Here is a 19116-nt window from a genome sequence, read left to right as displayed (position 1 = left end):
TCGATCCCCGTCAGCCTGTGGATCTCGCGCTGGCTGGCGTTGCGATCGAGTAATGTAAATACAGTGCTTTGCAGGTGTGGCTTCAAGACGTTCAACTCCCAGTCCCCTGCTCGATAAAAGGGGACGAAAATAAACGTCCTGCCGGACCGGCTACCGCTGTTCAGCGGCGCTGCCGGCGATCATCAGGTGGGGGAGTTTCAAGTGACCATACCCGGGGGATTTTGACCGACCCACGGGGAACCCGGGTCAGGTCCCTGGCGACGATGACGGGCTCGCCTTCGGGTACGTGCGACGGACCGACCGGCTTCTCCGGCTGAAGAGAATGCTATCGTGCCGGAGCAGGGTTATGAATGCATCTTCGATCGACCGCGTGCTGGTTCGACCTTTCAGATCCGACGGCGCGCTGGTCGCGAAGATTTTTCCGTCGTTCATCGCGATCAGCCAGACGAAACCCTCGGACATGTAGGCCGTGGCGACTACCACGCTCCTTCCGGCCCTTCGCGCGCGCAGACGATCGCTCAGGTCCCAGAACTGGCAACGCGACAGCGGGTGGACGAATGCGGCTTCTTGCGAAACGAAGGCTTTGATCGCAGCTTCATGGAGGCCCCACTCGGCTTGACCAGTACCGATCTGACCGGCGTTGACAGCAATGAGCGAGGTGGTGGCGATCATCAGGAAGTTCTTTCCAGTTTCAAAGTTGCCGTCGCCGGATCGGCGGCATCCATCATGCTCTGGAAGGCATTTGCGATCAGGGCTTCAAGTTCGGTGCTCGGCGCGTCCAGGAGTGACCCCATCCGAAGCACGTTCCTGAATATGGACACGCCAGCCAACAGGGCCGCGAGCACTGCGATTGGCACAATATTCGATTGATCGAGTTTTTGAGCGAGGGATCGACAAGCGCCCAAACAAATTTCCGAAGCAGCGGTGCGGCTTCCCGGCTGGCAAGCGAGCGAATGACAATATCGAGCGCATGCCCCCCCGCGGGCACGCTCCGAAACCACCTGCCTTGCGAGTGCGCCCGCAAGACTGTGCGCCAGCCTGTGAACTGCTCATCGATCTGCGCCGAGGCCTTAAGGGTCTCGACAGACAGACGCTCTTTGGAGCCGAAGCAACGGTGTACATAGGCGACATCAACCCCACATCGGCTGCGATGTCGCGCAAGCTGGCCTGTTCGTACGATCTTTTGAAAATCGCTCGATTGCGGCTTTCAGGATACGATCGCGCGAACGGACCATAGGTTGCGATCTCGCCTTGGGGGGCATGGGAGCCTCGATATTATCCTCGTTCGAGCGAATCCATAGCATTTGATCTCGTCAATACCTGTTCACCTAAATTTAACTCCGACCGTCCACGGGGCCATAAGGTGTTGGCACTCATGAATGAGGAAGTATCTTCTATGAAGATGGACGCACAGCATCGACATTTTCGTTCGCCACTCGTGATTGGGCACAATCGCTCAATGGAGTGCCGAAGAGCCTCTACGGCACGTTATGAAAGGAGGCGTTGGGACGAATAGGTCGCTCTCCTTCCGGGTTGTTCGACGACCGCGAGCATAAGCGATCCCGCGAGCAGGGTTGCAGAGCCCGCCCAACCGCACGGTGTCTCGTGGACAGGCGAAGAAGAAGGGGGGTGACAAGCACCGTGAACGCTGGGGCCTCTGTTCTTCTGGCCATCATAGTAGCCGGCGGCGGCTATTACTGCTGGCAGAAGCTCGCAAATCACGACCTGCCCGCAGGCATCGCTGCTGGTAACGGCCGCATCGACGCGATGGAGATCGACATTTCTACCTAGATACCCGGTCGCATCAAAGAAATCCTTAGTCAACGAAGGCGATTTCGTCACGGTGCCAGGTGCTCGCACGCATGAGTACCAATCAGCTGGAAGCGCAGCGCCGCCAGGCGAAGGCGCAACCGCAACGCGCGATTATCGGCGTCGGTACCGCCAGGAGACTTCTTACCCAACGCCAGGCCGAGCGCAAACGCGGCGGTCGCGACCGCCGCCATGCGCGAGGCAAAATTCGAGGCCTTCTGGGTCTATGGCGTCGGCGAAGATCCAATTGGCGGTCTGTGAGGAGGGGTCTGCCAAGCCATTGAGCGGGCATCGTATTCTCTAGCGGATCGAGTCTTGCGATTGCAAGCTTTCGGGCCTCGAGGGTCCAACATCTTGATACGCATCCGGCGTAGACCGCAGGCTGGTTAGATCATTCCCGTTGCCAGCGCGTGACCAGCTTGGGGTTTCTTTGTAGAACCTGACGAGCTCGATCAGGTTTTCGATGCCAAGATCGGTGAACGCCTGAACACGGAGCGCCACCCCTTCCACGTGATTCTCAAGCTCGACAGGAACTGTCGGTGGCGCCGTAGTTGGATAGTCGAACACTAAGCCAGGTGAGCAGGCGTTGACTGCTTTTGGGTAAAAGCAATATCCACCGAATAGCTGCGGGTCTCGCCCGACAGGGCGACCGGCTCGACGCCGTTGATCTTTGCGCTTGTGCAGGGCTCGATCGCGAGCACGCAGGCCTGCGGACGCAGATCGTGCCAGAGCTGAAGATGCGGAAGCGTGCTGACGTCGAATCTGACGGCAATCTCCAGCGTCGCGCCGTGCTCCATCGGTGTCGCGAGCCTGCAAACGGCGGAAGCGCCATCACCGTCGGCAGGAAAGCTGACGGATTCAGACAACAGCGAAACATCAGGCAGCCCCTTGACATCAAGCAACCGGCGAGAGCCAAGGGTCACGGACGATCCCGGCGCGAGAGCCGGGTAGCCGAAATTGAAGTGATAAAGACTTGCCTGCGGTGTGGGTTCGTTTGAAAGGTTGGTCACCTCGTCGCGGATTCACGGCAGGTTACCGCCGATGGGCGCCTCGAGCCGGCGCCTGAGACGCAGCGCCTCGCCGCCGAAGCGGAACTGCATGACCTCGCCCTCGCAGAACAGCACGGGGTCGCTCCGATTCCAGTCTTCGCCGTGCGCCGTCACGCGTGCCGGCGTGAACGGCAGTCGGCCGTGCATGGGATGGCCAGGCACGGGTTGGCGAAAATGATCCAGCCCGCAGGTGACGAGGAATCCGGAATTGGTGCGGCTGTAGCCGCGCCCGTCGTCCTCCTCCGGATGGTGCAAATGCGGGCTGCGGAAACCGGCCATGCTCTGCCAGGCGACCGGCATGCCTTTCCACCACAACGGCCCGATGTCGAGCGATCGGTCCCCGAGTGCCCAGAAATCGAGCCCATTTCCATTGGAGAAGGCAAGCGCGGCAACGCCGCGCTCCACACCCTCGTCGAGCACGATGCGCCGCACGCTCGCAAACTGCTTGGGATCGCCGACCTTGGCGCGCAGATTGTTGTAGGTCACGACGAAATCTCGCGTTGGGCTGTCGACTCGTGCAGGTCGAGCCTGCCAAACGCTTCGGGCGGCGCCTCGTTGGCAGCCATCAGCCGCGCCATCAGCGCCACCAGGCGCGCCTCCTGCTCCTCGTTCTTCACCGGCTGCTGTTGGCCTGGATCCTTCGCGAGGTCATAGAGCCGCGTATCATTCTCAAGCAGCGCGCCCGGGCCATAATTGAGATACATCGGCGAGCGTTCGATCACGGGGACCTTGAGCAGCTTTGCGCCCTTGGTGAAGGGGAAGCCCTCCGACAGCGATGCGCCGGCGAGCTCCTCGGGCAGGAACGGCGAGCGAATATGCGTCGGCATCACCGTGTACTGGAAGATCTCCTGCGTCTTCAGGTCGGCGGGAAAGCGATGATAGGTGTAGTGCCCGTCGGTGATGTTCACCGCGCCGCCGAAATAGCCGAACAGCGCCGCTTCGCGTAACGGCTGGGGGGATCGCGCGGCCTTCAGGATCGAGTGGCCCTCCATCTCACGCGGCGGCGTCACGTCGAACAGATCGAGGAACGTCGGCGCGAGGTCGATGGACTGGGTCAGAACCGTGCTTCGCGCGCCGGGTTGCGGGCGCCGCGGATCGTGCACGAACAACGGAATGTGCACGATCTCCTCATAGAGGTTCATGCGGTTCTTGGCCCAGAAATCGTGCTCGCCGAGCAGGAAGCCGTGATCAGTCGTGACGACAAGGGCGGTGTCCTTCCACATGTCGTGGCGGTCGAAATCGTCGAGCAGCTGTCCGAGCAGGAAGTCGCACATCGACACAACGGCATAATAGTTTGAGCGCAATTCTTCGCATTCGGCCGGCAGCTCGTCGACCCGGCCATAGCGCGGCCAGTCGCGGATCGGCCCGTTCCAGCCGCTGTCGAACGGCGCCTTGAAACGGGCCGGCGCGTGGAATGGCTCGTGCGGATCGAAGGTCTCGAGCTGGAGCAGCCAGTTGTCGGCGTCGCGGTTGCGGTCAAGGAAGTCGAAGGCGTGCGCGAAGCACTGCACCGAGGGGAAATCCTTCTCCTCCTTGATGAACTCGCGGTTGATGATGTTCTGCGAGTGATATTTGCGCCGGTCGGTGGTGAACTGGCGCGCGTGATACATCTCGCGCAGACGCTCCCAATGCGGCTGCACCATCGCCTTCCAGGGATCGCCTTCCTGGCCGCGCACGAACTCATAGCTGTCGTAGCGGTTGTGATAGGTGGCGCCGCCGTCCTCCCAATAGTGAAAATGATCGGTGATGAGATGGCTGTAGACACCGGTGTGATGCAACAGCTCCGGCATCGCATTGTCGAACGGCTCGAGCGGGCCCCAGCTGCGATGCAGGAAGCTGAGCCGGCCGGTGAGCAGATCGCGCCGTGCCGGCATGCACGGCAGGCTGCCGACGTAATGCCGGTCGAAAGTCAGCGTCCTGGCGGCGAGACGGTCGAAGTTAGGCGTCGGAATCCTGATGCCGCCATAGGCGCCGAGCAGATGGCGGTTGAGGGAATCGAAGAGAACGAAGACCGTCTTCATGGCATTTCCTTCGCTGGTCGCGTCTTCTTTCACGGCGCCGTCTTATTTCACAGCGCCTTGGGTGAGACCCGCCACGATGTAGCGCTGGCCGATGATGAGCAGCACCAGGGCTGGCAGGATCGACAGCGCGGCGGCGGCCGCCATCTGCGTGTAGAGAATCTCGTATTCCTGAGCGAATTTGGCGATCGCGACCGGCACGGTTGCGGTCTGCTTCATGGTCAGCGTCAGGGCGACACCGAAATCATTCCAGCTGAACACGAAGGTCAGGATGGCGGTTGCGGCAAGGCCCGGCGCAGTGATCGGCAGCACGATCCGCCACAACAGAACTGGCGTCGTGGCGCCGTCGAGCCGGGCGGCCTCCTCGAGCTCGACCGGAACGTCGCGCACGAACACGCCCATCAGCCACAATGCCATCGGCAAGTTGAGTACGGTATGCGCGAGCACCACGGCGGTCAGCGTGTTGTCGAGGCCGACCGTGCGCATGATCGTGAACCAGGCGCTGGCGAGCGCCAGCGGCGGAAACATGTGAAACACCAATGCCCAGCCGAGAAAGATGTGCACGAACCAGCGCGGCCATGACATCCGGTTGAGCGACCACGCGGCCAGTGTGGCAGTGACGAGGCAGATCAGCGTGCTCAGCGTGCCGACGACGAGCGAGTTGCGATAATTGACGAGGAAATCAGAGGTCTTGGAGAACAGCACTTCGTTTAAGTTCTTCAGGACCGGCGTGAACCAGAACGCCCCTGATAGCAGCGAGATCTGGGTGCGGAATCCCGCAGCGACGACCCAGACGATTGGGATGAGCACGAGCAGCGCCGCCGCCATCAACAGGGCATGAATGGACAGGGCGCGCACCCTCGGAGACGCCATCATTTCGTGGCTCCCATCCGTCCGCGCGCCGCGAAGGCGGCTGCGAGCAGAATGCAGGTCATGAAGATGATCGCGACAGACATTGCCGAGCCATATCCGGTCTGATCCTCGCGGAAGAAGCGCTGGTACAGCGTGAAGCTCATGACCTGGGTCGATGTCCCGGGGCCGCCGCCGGTCAGCAGATAGACCTCGTCGAAGACCTTGAACGCCAGCACGAGGCGGAAGGCGAAGGTCACCATGATGGTGGGCAGCATCATCGGCAACGTCACATAGGTGAGCTCCTGCCAACCAGAGGCCCCGTCGATCTTCGCGGCCTCGTAGACATCCTGCGGCAGCGATTGCAGACCGGCCAGGAACAGCAGGAAGCAGAACGGCGTCCAGTGCCAGATGTCGACGAAGATCACTGAAGCGAGGGCCGTGGTGGCCGAGCCGAGCCAGTTGAGGGGATCGATGCCGACCAGCGCGATGGCCTGGTTGACCAGGCCGAAATCGAAGTTGAGCAGCAGCTTCCAGATCGCGCCGACGACGATGCCGGGAACCAGGATCGGCAGGATGAAGATGGTGCGATAAAGCAGGCGGCCGCGGGTGACGCCGGTGCAGAGCAGTGCGAGCGCGAAGCCGCACAGCATCTGACCGCCGACCGCAAACAGCGCGAACAGGATGGTGTTGAGAATGCCGGCGCGGAACAGCGTATCGCCGGCAAGCGCGCGGTAATTGTTCAGGCCTGCGGCGGCGAAGCTCGAATGGCCGCCACTCCAGCTCACGGTGAAGAAGCTGGTCGCGAACAGATTGGCCAGCGGCAGCACGCTGAGCGCCAGCAGCAGCAGCAATGCCGGCGACAGCGTCAGCCAGCGCCACAGCCGCTCGTCGAGGCCTCGCTGGAAATCGGACGCGCTCGGCTGGCTCGCCAGCGCGGATGGCTCTGCTACCACCGCGGCGATGTGCGCGGTGGCGCTCGCGGTCGGCTTAATGGTCGGCCTCAGGGCAGTGCCGGCAGTTTGCCGGTGTTGTAGTTGCGCTTGGTCATGACGCCAAAGACCTGCTCGGCCATGCTGTTGAGAGCCTGTACCGATGTCGTGTTGCCGGCGACCGCCTGATTGAGGCCGAGCTCGAGGATCGAGATCACCTCGCTCGCCTCCGGGAACTGGTAGATGTTGACCGCGTGCGGCAAGGCTTCGCCGAGCGGTTTCATCCAGCGATAGCGGCGTTCCTGCGCGATGGGATCGCGATAGGTCGCCGCGCTGACGGGAATGCCGCCGAACTTGGCGTGCGCAAGCTGGGCCTCCTTGGTCTGGTACCAGCGGAGGAATTCGAGCGCGCTGCGCTTGCGATCGTCAGGCACGTTGCGCGCGATGCCGCCGAGCCAGTGGCCGAGGCCGGGACCGGTCGAGAAGCCCTCCGCGTGCGGTGTGACCGCGAACTCGACCTTGTCGACCACGGCGGACTTGTCGGGATCATCCATCTGCGACCACGCCGAGACCACCACCATGATATGGGCGGCCTTGCCGGTCAGCATGTTCTGGATCACCTCCGCCTGTTCGAGCGAGGCGGTCTGCGGATGGCCGGCTTCCTTGGCGAGCCGCAAATAATAGTCGAGCGCCGTGCGCCCGGCCTCGTTGTTGAGCGTCACCGTGTAATCGCCGACGGCCTGGTTCTTGAAGATGCCGCCACCGAAGCCGTAGAGATAGGGATAGAAATCGTAGCTGACGGTCGCCGGCCCGCGGGCGCCGCGCTGGACGATGCCGTAGCGGCTCGGCGGCTTGTGCAGCTTCCTTGCGTTCGCTTCGAGCTCGGCAAACGTCTCCGGCGTCTTCAGGCCCGCGTCCTTGTAGAGATCGCCGCGATAGTAGAGCAGTGGGATGAGCGGCGAGATCGGCACCGACATCAGCTTGCCGGAGGCTGACATCGTCTTCTTGTCGGCATCGAAATAAACCGTGTTATCGAGCGTGTAGACATCAGGGTCGAGCTTGAAGGACGGATCGATCGCCGCGATCGGCTCGACGAAACCGCCGAAATACATTTCGGCGATCCAGCCGGAGTTCATGATCAGCAGGTCGTATTGGCCGTTCGCGGCACGCACCGAGTTACGCTGCTTCTCCAGCGATCCCGCGAACGGGTTGACGTCGAGCTCGACCCGGTTGCCGGTTTCCTTCTCGTAGAGCTCCACCGTCTTGCGGAAGCTGTCGAACCAGGGCGACTGGTTGACGACGATGGTCATCGGCGCGACCTTGGCCGCCGCCGCGTATCGCCACGGGGCAGCGAGCCCCAGGGCGGCCGCGCCACCTGCACCCACGACCTGACGGCGCGTCAGGCCACGCTTCCCGCTCTGTCCCGGCATCCCAATCCTCCCGCCCGCGTTCGGCCGATTCCGGCTCTCTCGGAGGTGAAGCAAAACAGGATTTAGGTATTCTTACAAAGAGATTATTGTGCCGTAGGTATAGCTAAAAGCTATGCCGTGCTCCTGCGACCACGAACCTCTTCGGCGCAGATGATCTTGAGCTCGCCGATGATTTCGGCTGCTGCCGGCGAGACCCAGCCGCCCTTGCGGGTGATAACGCCGGCATCGCGCGACAAAGCGAGTTCTGGAACGTTTAGCATGACGAGGCCGTCACCTTCAGGCGTCTGGAGCGTCTTCGACACGGTGGTCGCCAGCGCGTCCGATTGCCTGAGCACGTTGAACTGGAGCGCGACCGATCCGCTTTCGAGCACACTCGAAGGCGGCGGCAGGTCGTTCGAGACAAAGAGGGAGTCGAGCCTGCGGTGCGCCCGCGTCGAATGCGGCGGCTTGATCCAGGGATACTGCAGGAGATCGCGCATGTTGACCCGCCGCCGACGGGTCAGGGGATGACCGCGACGGCAGCAGACGCCGAGCCGATCGGATGTTAGCGTCATCGTCTCGAAATCCTGCTGATCTTCCGGCGCCTATGTTGTCGCAACCAAGGGACGTTTCTTCGCCGACCTAATGGTCCGCCAAGAGTTCTACAACATCAAGATGGACAATGCGGGCTTCGCCTTCGCCAACCAGCCGGTCGGCGCACACGGCTATTCGATCTCGGCGTCGACTGGGTACAACTTCGATCTGGGCAATGACTGGTTCATCGAACCGTCGGCGGGATTCATCTACTCCAGGACGTCCGTCGATAACTTCACGGCCCCCGGCGTCTCTGGCCCGAATTTCACCGGCATTGCCGGCATCATCCAGACCAACGATGTCGAGAGCGAGATGGGTCGCCTCAGCTTGCGCGGTGGCAAGACAATCGCGACGCCCAACGTCATCTGGCAGCCGTTCGCATCCGCCAGCGTTTTCCATGAATTCGCCGGCAACGTCACCTCAAACTACACGTCGCTGAACGGCGTATTCCCTGTCGGCGGCGCTCCATTTACATATAACCAATCGACGACGACTTCGCGTGTCGGCACCTATGGCCAGTATTCTGTCGGCGTCGCGGGCCAGGTAGTCAACACGGGCTGGCTCGGTTTTGTCCGCCTCGACTATCGCAACGGCTCCAACATCGATGGCTGGACTGGCAATGCCGGCATCCGCTATCAGTTTACGCCTGAGACGATCGCTGCCGCGATTATGCCGACGAAAGCCGTACGCATGGTCAAGGCGCGGCCAATTGCGGTCACCGCGACCAATTGGACAGGTTTCTACGTCGGCGGTTTCTTCGGCGGGTCTGCCGGTCGCACCGACGTGAGGTTCGGCGATCCGACGACGGACAGCACCCGGCCCTGGAGCAGCGGCGTCTTCGGCGGCGGTCAGCTCGGCTACAACTACCAGTTCGGTAACAGCTGGGTCGTCGGTGTCGAAGGTGACATCGGCGCAGCCAACATCCACGGCGCACGGACCGTAGGCACGCAGGCCTTTGGGGCCGGGATGACCTCCGCATATTTCGTTGCCGAGGACAAGACAAACTGGGTGGCGAGCCTGACAGGCCGCGTTGGTTACACTTGGGGACGCACGCTTTGGTACGTAAAGGGCGGCGGCGCCTTCGAAGATGGCCGCACGAACGCGACCTGCTACAATCCGCAGGGCGTAGCAGTGGCGAGCGTCTGTAACAATGGCGCCGGCGCCTTCATCGCGAGCGGCACCGGCTTCAGTATCTCTAACACCCGCATGGGCTGGACGGTTGGCTACGGCACCGAGTTCGATCTGGGCAGGAATTGGTCGGCGAAGGCGGAGTACGACTACCTGTCGTTTGGCCGCGATCGTGCGCTCGCCTCCGACGGCACGACGAACATGTCAGTCAAGGCGGACAACATCAGCCAGGTCAAGGTAGGCCTCAACTATCGCTTCGCTCCCCAAACGGTTGTCGCCAAGTACTGAGGCGCTGGGCACGATCGACCCGTTTTTCCCTGAATCGAAACAGGCGGCCCAATCGGCCGCCTGTTTCCTATGAAGTCTGCCAGGTGGGGAGGGCTGCCGATGCCAAGGTGATAGAAATCGGCGTGGGCAATCTCCACGAATTCGATGCCGGCGCTGCGTCAGGTCGCATCGGATGAAACAAATCTTCGGCTATGCGTTGCCGCACCAGAGTGCGATGGACGAGGCCGTACCGCAAAAGATCACAATGGGCTTAGTGATCCGGCGTGTTAGCCGTGAGTGCTATGCAAGACATTCGGTTGCGACATAGTGTATCTCCATGACGGGCACCGCGAGACTCTATCGCCGCCATTACCCGTCACGGAGACTGGACGTCCCTCTGACTCTCTGATCGCGCAAGAAGGCCAGCTCCGTTATCACTTGTATAGCTGCGGGTATGGTCATGACGTTACAAAACTGAAGACTGCAAGCGGTTCCGCCCGCCAAGCCGCTGCTGAGAGCTCATCTTGAACGTTTTACGCTTGGTGACCTGCCCCTGAGTATTTCCTCCAGATGGAGTTAGAGTCCGGCCTGAAAAGGACGGACAGATGAAGCGAGCAAGGTTCACGGAAGAGCAGATTATCGCCGTGTTGAAGGAGCATGAGGCCGGGGCGAAGACGGCCGACCTGGCTCGCAAGCACGGGATTTCCGAGGCGACGATCTACAACTGGAAGGCCAAATTCGGCGGCATGGATGTCTCCGAGGCCAGGCGGTTGAAAGCGCTCGAGGAGGAGAACGCGAAGCTGAAGAAGCTGTTGGCCGAGCAGATGCTCGATGCGGCCGCGCTACGCGAGCTTCTTTCAAAAAAATGGTAGGGCCCGCCGCCAAACGCGCCGCGGTGGCGCATCTGGAGGCCGCGATGGGCCTGTCGGAGCGGCGGGCCTGTTCGATCGTCGGTGCGGATCGGAAGATGATCCGCTACCGCTCTCGCCGGCCACCGGACATCGAGCTGCGCGCCCGGCTGCGCGAGCTGGCCAATGAACGCCGCCGGTTCGGCTATCGCCGGCTGTTCGTCCTGCTGCGGCGGGAGGGCGAGCCATCCGGGATCAACCGGATCCACCGGCTTTATCGCGAGGAAGGGCTCACTGTCCGCAAGCGGCGGGCTCGCCGCAAGGCGACAGGCACCCGGGCTATCCTGGTCGAGGCGAAGCCGAACGCACGTTGGTCCCTCGACTTCGTCTACGATCAGTTCGCCAACGGACGGCGCTTCCGCGTTCTCAATATCGTCGATGACGTCACCAAGGAATGCCTGGGCGCGGTCCCGGACACGTCGATCTCCGGACGGCGGGTGGCTCGGGAACTGACGGCGATCGTTGAACGGCGCGGCAAGCCTGGCTCGATCGTCTCCGACAACGGCACCGAGTTCACGTGCAACGCCATGCTGGCCTGGTGCAAGGACACCGGCATCGACTGGCACTTCATCGCGCCGGGCAAGCCGATCCAGAATGCCTTCGTCGAGAGCTTCAACGGGCGTATGCGTGATGAACTACTCAACGAGACCCTGTTCTTCGACCTCGACGACGCCAGGGCAAAGATCGCGGCGTGGGTTGCCGACTACAACGGCGACCGCCCGCACTCATCGCTGAAATACCTCACCCCGGCGGCCTATGCTGCCACATTCACCGCAACGGGCGATCGGCTGCGCAACCCCGACCAGCTCCGCCGATCGCCCGTTGCTCCACCTGCGCCAATCGGCGTACAAACCCCCGAGACTCTAATTGCCTCTGGATGAAAACTCAGGGGCAGGTCACTTGCCTTGAATCTCTGCAAGCGAATAGCCGACCGCCTTGAGGAAGTTGTCGTTCGCCTTGATGATCGTCCCATCAAGCTTGAATTCGATGATGGCTTGGGACCGATCAACTGCTTGGGCGGTAGCCAAGGCATCTTCGATGGACTATTGTTCCGGCGAAACATGGCAAATCCTTCCACTCAGCAATCGAGTAAGGATGTGCCGACCTCGTAAAGGAATTGCTAACCTGGTGACGATCCCCGTATTTTCACGATAGGCGCGGGCAGGCGCAACCAGAGCAATGGGCGGTGACGCAGGCGCTTCAGCCGTTCCGCGACTCCCCATTATGCGGATATGAATTGTTTCCTATGGGCCGGTACGGTAGGTTCTTCGGCTAGGGATTAACGTCCCCCCTACCCATCGCTTGGCAGCGCTGGCAGGCATGCTCCCAGGCGTCAAAACTGACCGCTGGTGCGTCTTTAGGATTGACCGGCATTACGAAGGGATCATCGCCATGGGCCACGTAGGACTGCCACAAGTCGTCTGCGGACATACCTGGCTTAAATGCTTCGGCAAGCCATTCATCGACGATGGCTCGGCAGGCCGCCAACGCCTCTTCAGCGGTCTCGAACGTGCCATGGTTGAGGCGTTCGGATTCATCCATAAATTTATAATTGTCGTCGATCAGGACTCGATATTTCACGACGCATCCTTGGCGACTGACCCAGCCCGGCAACCGCAGCCGGACAGGACAAGGGATATGTAATATATCCCATGTCCGTCCAGCCGCTTTCGGGTTCAGTCGGACATAATTTTTATGTAATGGGACATGTCCGGCTCGGCTAGTGAAGAAGAACGGCGTCCGGCAAGCCGTAGAGGTCGCGATATAGCACAATCTTGCCGTCGCGCTTTAGTTCGGCTTCAGCACGCCGAAAACGCTTGCTGAGAGTGTCTTCCTTAGCGTCCGGTTCTGTTGTTCTGCAATCGGCGTAGTACTGCTCACGCCAGACGTTCGGATGCACGACCATGGTCGGGGCTTCAGAGGACGGTTCACCTCGCGCCTCGATAGCTCGGCTCAATGAAGAAAGCGCTGCTTCGGCCACCTTTGGAGGCTTCTGTCCATCGATCTGCACGACAATCGGCGCGGAAGTTTCGTCGCCGTCCTGGCCTATACCGAGCGTGACGCTTTCCAGCTTGAAATGCGTGATTACGCCGTCCTGCCCATCATTAGCGCCGGTGCATTCAAACGTGTATTGCTTTGCAGCCCCGCTACCCGTCGCCTTTATGCCGAACGAAACGTCTATCGCGCCGTCCAAATCGATTGCCCCTTTGCCGCGATCATCAGACCAAGGCGAATGATGAATTATGACAACGTGAGCACCAGTCGCGCGGCTAAGAACATCTATCGACTGTACGTATCGTCCCATGTCGCGTGATTGATGCTGGTCGCCCGGACCGAACGTTCTTGTTAGGGTGTCAACGATGACCATCACGCAGCCAGAAGGCCGCGACATATTTCCGGCCCTTACCGTGGAACAGAATCTTATCTTGGGCGAGAAGAAGCCTAGAGGTGCCTCATCGAAAGCCCAGTGGTCCTTGGACGACATGTATCGCTTTTTCCCGCATCTGAAAGAACGCCGATATATCCCCGCGGGGGTGCTTTCAGGTGGCGAGCAGCAGATGCTCACGCTGTGCAGGACGCTTATGGGAAATCCAGACATGATCATAATCGATGAGCCCACGGAAGGACTCGGCCCCCGCATTGTTCACCTTGTCGGCGAGTATTTGGTTGAGCTGAGAAATAGAGGAATTTCGGTGCCCTTGGGACGGAGAATGAGAACCAGGACCAGCAGGATATATGGCAGCATCGGTGCCATCTGTGCAACGGTAATGCGGAGAACGGTGCCGCGCAGCGCGGTCTCTTGGATTCCGAGCGCCGTCAGCAGGGTGAGAACAGAATAGTCCAGCGATACCGCAAAGGTCTGCACCATTCCGATCAAGAGGGATGCAATCAGGGCGCCGGCGAGCGAGCCTAGCCCACCAACGACCACAACAACGAAGATGATGCTGCCGACAGTGGCGGCCATGCCGGGCTCGGTGACAAAGGCATTGCCCCCGATCACACCCGCGAGCGCGGCGAGACCACAGCCTCCTGCAAACACCAGCGTAAACACGCGGGGAACGTTGTGGCCCAGTGCCTCGACCATGGAAGGGTGTGTTAAGGCGGCCTGAACGACGAGGCCCACACGTGTCCTTGTCAGAGCGAGATAAATTGACAGCACATGAGCGACGCAACGAGCATCATTAAACCGCGATAGATCGGAAAGGAGGTGCCATAGAGCGTAAACAGCGGGCCGACGGTGCTGCACGCCATGAATGCCGCCCACACCAACGCGTATGGGATTTCCGTTCATGACGTCGCGATGCCGTTGACGCCGATGTTTCACGTCAACGCCGGAGGCCTTCCCTATATTGCTCCGCTTTGCGGTGCGGCTTTGGTTCTCGTTGGGCCTAAAATTGATGGTGAGATCATGCAGTCTCTTATTGAGTCGGAAAGGGGTGAGTTTCACCACGGGCGTACCGACAATGGTCACGATGCTGATGGAGTATCTAGATCGCAGCGGCAAGCGTATTGATAGTCTGAAGCGTGCTGTGATTGGCGGGTCCTCCGTGCCCGCAGCGATGATCGATCGCATGCGTACCCAGTACGGCTGCAAAATCATGCAACTCTGGGGAATGACGGAGACGAGCCCCGTTGGGGCGCTTTGCACGGAAACGCCGGCTGCGGCGGCCCTGCCGGAAGCGATTCGACGAGAAATAATGTTGAAGGCCGGGCGCGTGTTATTCGGAGTGGAGGTCAAGCTCGTAAGCGATGAAAGCGTGACCGCGTCTCCAGAACGAAGCCGGCAAGGTGCATTGTGGGTACGTGGTCCTTGGACGGCGAAGGCGTATTTCAAGCAGGAAGATCTGCCAATAATGGACAAGGAGGGCTGGTTTCCCACTGGGGACGTGGCTGCGCTGGACGAGTACGGTTTTCTTCAGATTCTGGATCGCACAAAAGACGTCATAAAATCTGGAGGAGAGTGGATTTTGTCGACCGATATCGAGAACATGGTGTGCGGGCATCCCGAAGTCCGTCAGGCCGCTGTCATCGGCGTGCACCATCCAAAATGGGAGGAGCGGCCCCTGCTGATCATTGTTCCCGTGCCCGGGACTTCGCCGACGAAGGAGGGCTTGCTCGACTATCTAAGGCCGAGAATCGCCAGTTGGTGGATGCCGGATGATGTCGTGTTCATTGAAGAGATGCGGATGACGGCGACGGGGAAAATTCGGAAGACGTCACTACGCTGTGTTGCCCGAAAAACAGAGCTCGAGCAGACCTCAGCAGCCGCCACAGCGCAGCGGATGATCATCGCGGAATTTGATAAGCACAGCGTTTGTCTTGGTCACCCTAGACCGTACCGGCTCGTGGTCGAGGATCTCGCTGACCGTCTCATCGATCGGATGCGGCGCGCCGCCACAGCCAGTCAAGCCTAAAACTAGCAGGACGGTAGCCTGGCTTCGCGCACTTACCTCGATCGAGAAACATGCCGGTGAAGGTATCCGGACCGCTTCGCCGAGGTTGTCGATCGGTACGGAGGGCCGGCATTTCAATAGGGTCGACGCGGAACTGCCAGTGGGGCCGCTGCGAATAGATCTCCACAATTGAGGGAGCGGCCGAGGCGGATCGAACGTCCATCTCATTAAGCGGAAATCAAGATTTCGTGCACCGTTGACAGGCCTGCATACGATGGAGTAAATCTAACGTATGTTAGAAAAGTTGCTTCAAGGGGTGGATAATGTCTAGCGCGGATCATCAACCGCCGGCAGATCCGGCGTGGTTCACTTCCCCGACAAACTTTGTCGATAGCGATAGCGCCGAGGTGAGGGCTTTCGTAGAGTCTGCTTTGCGCAACCTGAACTCCAGCGCTTCCGATACCGAAAAGGCAATCCGACTGTTCGAAGCGGTGCGCGATGGCATCCGATATGATCCCTACACGTTTGAACTGAGCCCCGATGCTTATCGCGCTAGCGTGGTGGCAGGGGCGGAGTCTGCTTTTTGTGTGCCCAAGGCGATCTTGCTGACCGCCTGCCTACGTGCTGTTGGCATTCCCGCTGCATTGGGCTTCGCCGACGTTCGTAACCATTTGAATACGCCAAAGCTAACCGAGCTGATGCAAACGGATCTCTTCATTTACCACGGATACGTGCAGCTGTGGCTCGACGGGAGGCCCTACAAGGTTACGCCGGCCTTCAACATGGAGCTATGCAAGCGCTTCGGAGTAAAGCCTCTTCTCTTCGACGGGACGTCTGACGCTCTGTTTCACGAGTTCGACGAAAAGAATCAGAGGCACATGGAATATGTTCATGACCGGGGCTTGTACGTGGATGCGCCAATCGACGAATTCCTGGCGGCGTTCAAAGCAACCTATCCCAAGTTGGAGGAATTCAACCGTTGCCGGATCGCGGGGCAGAGCGGCTTTGACGATGGTTTTGCGCCGACGGAGGAAGGGCATCGGCCGTGAAGTACTTGGAGGATTTCAAGGTCGGACAAATTTTTGCGTTCCGCACCCCTCCCTTAAGCAAGGACGAGATAATTTCGTTCGCCAGGGAATGGGATCCGCAGCGGCTGCATACGGATGAATACTATGCCAAGCAAATCCATGGCGGTCTGATCGCATCGGGGTTCCAGACACTCCTCCTCGTATTCAGGCCGATTATGCGGGACTTCATGACGGGGGTCGCAAACATCGGTGGTTTGGGTTTCGAGAGACTATCTTGGAACGCGCCTGTGCGGGCGAATGAGCCGCTTGATGTTACATTGAAGATGCAGGCAGTGAGGCCCTCCCAAACCAAGCCCGATCGGGGTGTCGTCAGCTACCGTGTCGAAGCGCGCAACATGGCAGGAGAGCCCGTGCTGACCGTCGATACCGCCGCGATGGTTAAGCGAAAGGCAGGGCCGCCGTCATGAGCAATGTGAGGGCGCATTCACAGGACGATTTGCGGATGCTGCGCGGAAGCGTGCGCACACTCTTTGAGCGCGCGGGCGGCATCGCACGCGCCCGTAACGCTCGCGACAAGGGCTGGGACCGACAGGTGATGAACGAACTGGCCCATGCTGGCGTGCTCGGTGTCGCCGCCCCAGAAGCGGTCGGCGGACTTGGCATGGGACTTACAGCGGCCGGTGTGATCGTGGAAGAAGTTGGTCGCGCGCTCACGCCCGAACCGGTGGTGTCAGCCATCGCACTTGCGATCGGAATGATTCAACGGGTATGTCCTGGCGATGCGATGCTCGCTACGGCTATCAGTGGCAAAATCGCCTGCGCCCTCGCGTGGCAGGAACGTGGTCTTCGAGGTTACTCTGACCAAATGGCATGCCGTTTCGACGGTAAAGTGCTGAACGGCTCAAAGGCCTGGATTGCCGGGGCCGTCGGCGCGGATCAATTGCTCGTGGTTGCGCAAAATGATTCGAAGCCCGTTCTCGTTGCCCTCGACGCTGATGGCAAGGGGATCTACTCGGAGCTGCGGCGACAGTCCGACGGAAGCCAGCTCTGCGACATCGGCTTTGTCGACGCCCCAGGTAAATTGCTGGCCGAAGGCTCGGTGGTATCGGAAGCGTTGTCCACCGTCGTCGCCGACGCCACGGCGCTCGCCGCCGCCGAGCTGGTCGGCGTCAGCGCTAAAGCACTCGAACTGACCCTCGATTATGTGAAGACGCGCGAGCAGTTCGGCAAGCCAATCGGGTCGTTTCAGGTCATCCAGCACCGCGCCGTAGACCTGTATGTCGCTCAGCAGGTGGCCGAGGCGGGGGTGAGCGAGGCGCTGGCACGGATGGATGTGAGCGCCGATCAGGGTGCGCGCATACGTGAGGCGAGCCGCGCCAAAGCTCGCGCCTGCAGCACGGCCAAGAGGATCACCCGGGAATCGATTCAACTCCACGGTGCAGTCGGCTATACGGACGAGTTCGACATCGGCTTGTTTCTGAACCGTGCGCTTGTGCTTTCGGCCTGGCTCGGGGATGCCGCCTACCACCGGGCTCGTTGGATGGACGCTCTTGAGGCAAATGAGGCAGGTCGATGACCGACTGGAATGCACTGAGTGACGAAGCGTTCCGCCGCCAGGTTCGCACCTTCTTCGAGACCGAGTATCCCGAAGAGCTACGCCATCTGCCGCATCGGGCGAAGTTCGCCGAGATCCGCCAATGGCACGAGAAGCTCTACGCCAAGGGCATGGTCGCGCCTGCTTGGCCGGTCGAATATGGCGGCATGGGTCTGGAAGCTTCGAAGCTCCTCATCTTTTATGAAGAGCAGCAGCGCTGGGGCGTGACGCGGGGCCGCGACATGGGTGTACAGATGGTCGGCCCCCTTATCATCAAGTTTGGCACCCAGGCGCAGAAACACTACTGGCTGCCGCGTATCCTTACTTGTGAGCACATCTGGTGTCAGGGCTACTCCGAGCCGGGCTCGGGGTCCGATCTCGCCAGTCTGCGCACGAGTGCCGTGATCGACGGCGATTATTTCGTGATCAATGGGCAGAAGATCTGGACCACGATGGCTCATGACGCCACGCACATCTTTATGCTGGTGCGCACCGATTCTCATGCGCGAACAAAACAGGAGGGCATCAGCTTCTTGCTCGCCGAAATGAACCAGCCGGGCATCGAAGTTCGCACGATCACGACGCTCGCGGGTGAAGACGAGTTCTGCGAGGTATTCTTCGACAATGCTCGCGCGCCCCGCGAAAACCTGGTTGGCGAACTGAACAAGGGTTGGACGATGGCCAAGGCCCTGCTCGGCTTCGAGCGAATCTTCATCGGTGCGCCCAACCTGGCGCAAAACGCACTTGTTCAGTTACGGACGATTGCGCAAGGGCGCTGCATGTTCAGCGATCCGGTGTTCCGCGATCGCTTTGCGAAAGTCGCTCTGGATGTTGAGGATCACGCGGCGCTCTATAGCCGCTTCGCCGACCAACTCAAGCGCGGCGAAATGCTCGGTCCCGACGTGTCGATGCTGAAGATCTGGGTCACTGAGACGTTCCAAGAGATTACCGAACTCATGATCGAATCCGCCGGACCTGACGGTGGCCTGATCGGTCCCTTACAGCTCGGCAATGTCGGTGTTGACGTGCTGGCGAACTTCTACAAGGCGCGACCGACCACGATCTACGGCGGGACGAATGAGATCCAGCGCAATATCTTGTCGAAAGCTGTTCTCGGCTTGCCTGGCTGATAGATAA

The 19116-nt window shown here is 60.3% G+C and carries 18 protein-coding genes and 5 pseudogenes; 10 read left to right on the top strand and 13 right to left on the bottom strand.

Going from position 1 to position 19116, the window contains the following annotated elements; genetic code table 11:
* Positions 1-246 precede the first annotated feature (246 nt).
* Both K410_RS41650 and K410_RS41390 read right to left on the bottom strand, forming a co-directional pair.
* Positions 247-672: a P-loop NTPase family protein gene (locus K410_RS41650; protein ID WP_024343445.1), complete on the bottom strand. Its 426-nt coding sequence runs from the start codon at positions 670-672 to the stop codon at positions 247-249.
* The gene (locus K410_RS41390) at positions 672-794 is read right to left on the bottom strand and encodes a hypothetical protein (protein ID WP_283805943.1); all 123 of its coding nucleotides are present in this window, start codon (positions 792-794) and stop codon (positions 672-674) included. Before K410_RS41390 ends, K410_RS41650 begins: the two co-directional genes overlap by 1 nt.
* Positions 795-1629: 835 nt before the next feature.
* Here K410_RS41390 and K410_RS41465 point away from each other — a divergent pair.
* Positions 1630-1791, top strand: coding sequence for a hypothetical protein (locus K410_RS41465; RefSeq protein WP_155248813.1), 162 nt, complete (start codon positions 1630-1632; stop codon positions 1789-1791).
* A gap of 47 nt (positions 1792-1838) precedes the next feature.
* Here the strand turns inward: K410_RS41465 and K410_RS41460 are convergent, their stop codons facing one another.
* From K410_RS41460 to K410_RS0135820, 7 genes and pseudogenes are all read right to left on the bottom strand, one after another.
* Entirely contained in the window at positions 1839-2003 is a 165-nt protein-coding gene (locus K410_RS41460) for a hypothetical protein (RefSeq protein WP_155248812.1), read from the bottom strand.
* Between the two features lie 372 nt (positions 2004-2375).
* Positions 2376-3263, bottom strand: a pseudogene (locus K410_RS41210) (DUF4432 family protein).
* A 77-nt stretch (positions 3264-3340) separates the two neighbouring features.
* Positions 3341-4879, bottom strand: coding sequence for a sulfatase (locus K410_RS37890; RefSeq protein ID WP_024343443.1), 1539 nt, complete (start codon positions 4877-4879; stop codon positions 3341-3343).
* Positions 4880-4921: 42 nt separating this feature from the next.
* On the bottom strand, positions 4922-5752 hold the full coding sequence (locus tag K410_RS0135835) for a carbohydrate ABC transporter permease (protein ID WP_028139159.1): 831 nt from the start codon (positions 5750-5752) through the stop codon (positions 4922-4924).
* On the bottom strand, positions 5749-6681 hold the full coding sequence (locus K410_RS37885; RefSeq protein ID WP_155253864.1) for a carbohydrate ABC transporter permease: 933 nt from the start codon (positions 6679-6681) through the stop codon (positions 5749-5751). Before K410_RS37885 ends, K410_RS0135835 begins: the two co-directional genes overlap by 4 nt.
* A gap of 47 nt (positions 6682-6728) precedes the next feature.
* Positions 6729-8087 carry an extracellular solute-binding protein gene (locus K410_RS0135825; RefSeq protein ID WP_028139158.1) on the bottom strand — a complete coding sequence of 453 codons (1359 nt, stop codon included), beginning with the start codon at positions 8085-8087 and terminating at the stop codon, positions 6729-6731.
* 110 nt (positions 8088-8197) lie between these two features.
* Positions 8198-8656: pseudogene (locus tag K410_RS0135820) on the bottom strand (LysR substrate-binding domain-containing protein); the annotation flags it as partial.
* 22 nt (positions 8657-8678) lie between these two features.
* On the opposite strand from K410_RS0135820, the pseudogene K410_RS41385 reads away from it, so the two are divergent.
* The 3 genes and pseudogenes from K410_RS41385 to K410_RS0135805 all read left to right on the top strand — a co-directional run.
* Positions 8679-9197 (top strand): annotated as a pseudogene (locus K410_RS41385) (autotransporter outer membrane beta-barrel domain-containing protein); the annotation flags it as partial.
* 132 nt (positions 9198-9329) lie between these two features.
* Positions 9330-10076, top strand: a complete 747-nt coding sequence (locus tag K410_RS41380) for an outer membrane protein (protein ID WP_349509819.1) — start codon at positions 9330-9332, stop codon at positions 10074-10076.
* Between the two features lie 584 nt (positions 10077-10660).
* Positions 10661-11844 (top strand): IS3 family transposase gene (locus tag K410_RS0135805; RefSeq protein ID WP_155253484.1). Its coding sequence is split into 2 segments (ribosomal slippage): positions 10661-10913 and positions 10913-11844, totalling 1185 coding nucleotides; the frame shifts between segments, so codons are not numbered across the junction.
* A gap of 18 nt (positions 11845-11862) precedes the next feature.
* Here the strand turns inward: K410_RS0135805 and K410_RS39105 are convergent.
* The 3 genes and pseudogenes from K410_RS39105 to K410_RS37875 form a co-directional block, all read right to left on the bottom strand.
* Positions 11863-12003, bottom strand: a pseudogene (locus tag K410_RS39105) (PAS domain S-box protein); the annotation flags it as partial.
* 232 nt (positions 12004-12235) lie between these two features.
* A complete protein-coding gene (locus K410_RS40170; RefSeq protein WP_155248780.1) occupies positions 12236-12544 on the bottom strand; it encodes a hypothetical protein in 309 nt (102 codons plus the stop codon).
* A gap of 139 nt (positions 12545-12683) precedes the next feature.
* Positions 12684-13448: an AAA family ATPase gene (locus tag K410_RS37875; RefSeq protein ID WP_245265975.1), complete on the bottom strand. Its 765-nt coding sequence runs from the start codon at positions 13446-13448 to the stop codon at positions 12684-12686.
* On the opposite strand from K410_RS37875, the pseudogene K410_RS41645 reads away from it, so the two are divergent.
* Positions 13390-13524, top strand: a pseudogene (locus tag K410_RS41645) (ABC transporter ATP-binding protein); the annotation flags it as partial. The gene K410_RS37875 and the pseudogene K410_RS41645 overlap by 59 nt on opposite strands.
* An 83-nt stretch (positions 13525-13607) precedes the next feature.
* Here the strand turns inward: K410_RS41645 and K410_RS41205 are convergent.
* Entirely contained in the window at positions 13608-14435 is an 828-nt protein-coding gene (locus tag K410_RS41205) for an ABC transporter permease subunit (protein ID WP_245265976.1), read from the bottom strand.
* On the opposite strand from K410_RS41205, the gene K410_RS0135780 reads away from it, so the two are divergent.
* The 5 genes from K410_RS0135780 to K410_RS0135760 all read left to right on the top strand — a co-directional run bounded on the left by K410_RS0135780 (position 14428) and on the right by K410_RS0135760 (position 19109).
* Positions 14428-15378: an AMP-binding enzyme gene (locus tag K410_RS0135780; RefSeq protein WP_049820505.1), complete on the top strand. Its 951-nt coding sequence runs from the start codon at positions 14428-14430 to the stop codon at positions 15376-15378. The two genes, K410_RS41205 and K410_RS0135780, sit on opposite strands and share 8 nt — an antisense overlap.
* 302 nt (positions 15379-15680) lie before the next feature.
* The gene (locus K410_RS0135775; protein ID WP_024343073.1) at positions 15681-16406 is read left to right on the top strand and encodes a transglutaminase-like domain-containing protein; all 726 of its coding nucleotides are present in this window, start codon (positions 15681-15683) and stop codon (positions 16404-16406) included.
* A complete protein-coding gene (locus K410_RS0135770) occupies positions 16403-16852 on the top strand; it encodes a MaoC/PaaZ C-terminal domain-containing protein (RefSeq protein WP_024343074.1) in 450 nt (149 codons plus the stop codon). Before K410_RS0135775 ends, K410_RS0135770 begins: the two co-directional genes overlap by 4 nt.
* Entirely contained in the window at positions 16849-17961 is a 1113-nt protein-coding gene (locus tag K410_RS0135765) for an acyl-CoA dehydrogenase family protein (protein WP_024343075.1), read from the top strand. Before K410_RS0135770 ends, K410_RS0135765 begins: the two co-directional genes overlap by 4 nt.
* On the top strand, positions 17958-19109 hold the full coding sequence (locus tag K410_RS0135760) for an acyl-CoA dehydrogenase family protein (protein ID WP_024343076.1): 1152 nt from the start codon (positions 17958-17960) through the stop codon (positions 19107-19109). The genes K410_RS0135765 and K410_RS0135760 overlap by 4 nt, the downstream gene beginning before the upstream one ends.
* Positions 19110-19116: the final 7 nt, after the last annotated feature.

This window comes from Bradyrhizobium sp. 22 (genome assembly GCF_000482425.1).
Taxonomy (GTDB): Bacteria; Pseudomonadota; Alphaproteobacteria; order Rhizobiales; family Xanthobacteraceae; genus Bradyrhizobium; species Bradyrhizobium japonicum_B.
This window is presented reverse-complemented; position numbering and strand designations above follow the sequence as displayed.

Bases quoted from the DNA above. Each gene is read 5' to 3' on its own strand.
- K410_RS41650 (WP_024343445.1), bottom strand. From the start codon at position 672: ATGATCGCCACCACCTCGCTCATTGCTGTCAACGCCGGTCAGATCGGT.
- K410_RS41390 (WP_283805943.1), bottom strand. From the start codon at position 794: ATGGGGTCACTCCTGGACGCGCCGAGCACCGAACTTGAAGCCCTGATC.
- K410_RS41460 (WP_155248812.1), bottom strand. From the start codon at position 2,003: ATGGCGGCGGTCGCGACCGCCGCGTTTGCGCTCGGCCTGGCGTTGGGT.
- K410_RS37890 (WP_024343443.1), bottom strand. From the start codon at position 4,879: ATGAAGACGGTCTTCGTTCTCTTCGATTCCCTCAACCGCCATCTGCTC.
- K410_RS0135835 (WP_028139159.1), bottom strand. From the start codon at position 5,752: ATGATGGCGTCTCCGAGGGTGCGCGCCCTGTCCATTCATGCCCTGTTG.
- K410_RS0135825 (WP_028139158.1), bottom strand. From the start codon at position 8,087: ATGCCGGGACAGAGCGGGAAGCGTGGCCTGACGCGCCGTCAGGTCGTG.
- K410_RS41380 (WP_349509819.1), top strand. From the start codon at position 9,330: ATGCCGACGAAAGCCGTACGCATGGTCAAGGCGCGGCCAATTGCGGTC.
- K410_RS37875 (WP_245265975.1), bottom strand. From the start codon at position 13,448: ATGTCGTCCAAGGACCACTGGGCTTTCGATGAGGCACCTCTAGGCTTC.
- K410_RS0135780 (WP_049820505.1), top strand. From the start codon at position 14,428: ATGGTCACGATGCTGATGGAGTATCTAGATCGCAGCGGCAAGCGTATT.
- K410_RS0135775 (WP_024343073.1), top strand. From the start codon at position 15,681: ATGTCTAGCGCGGATCATCAACCGCCGGCAGATCCGGCGTGGTTCACT.
- K410_RS0135765 (WP_024343075.1), top strand. From the start codon at position 16,849: ATGAGCAATGTGAGGGCGCATTCACAGGACGATTTGCGGATGCTGCGC.
- K410_RS0135760 (WP_024343076.1), top strand. From the start codon at position 17,958: ATGACCGACTGGAATGCACTGAGTGACGAAGCGTTCCGCCGCCAGGTT.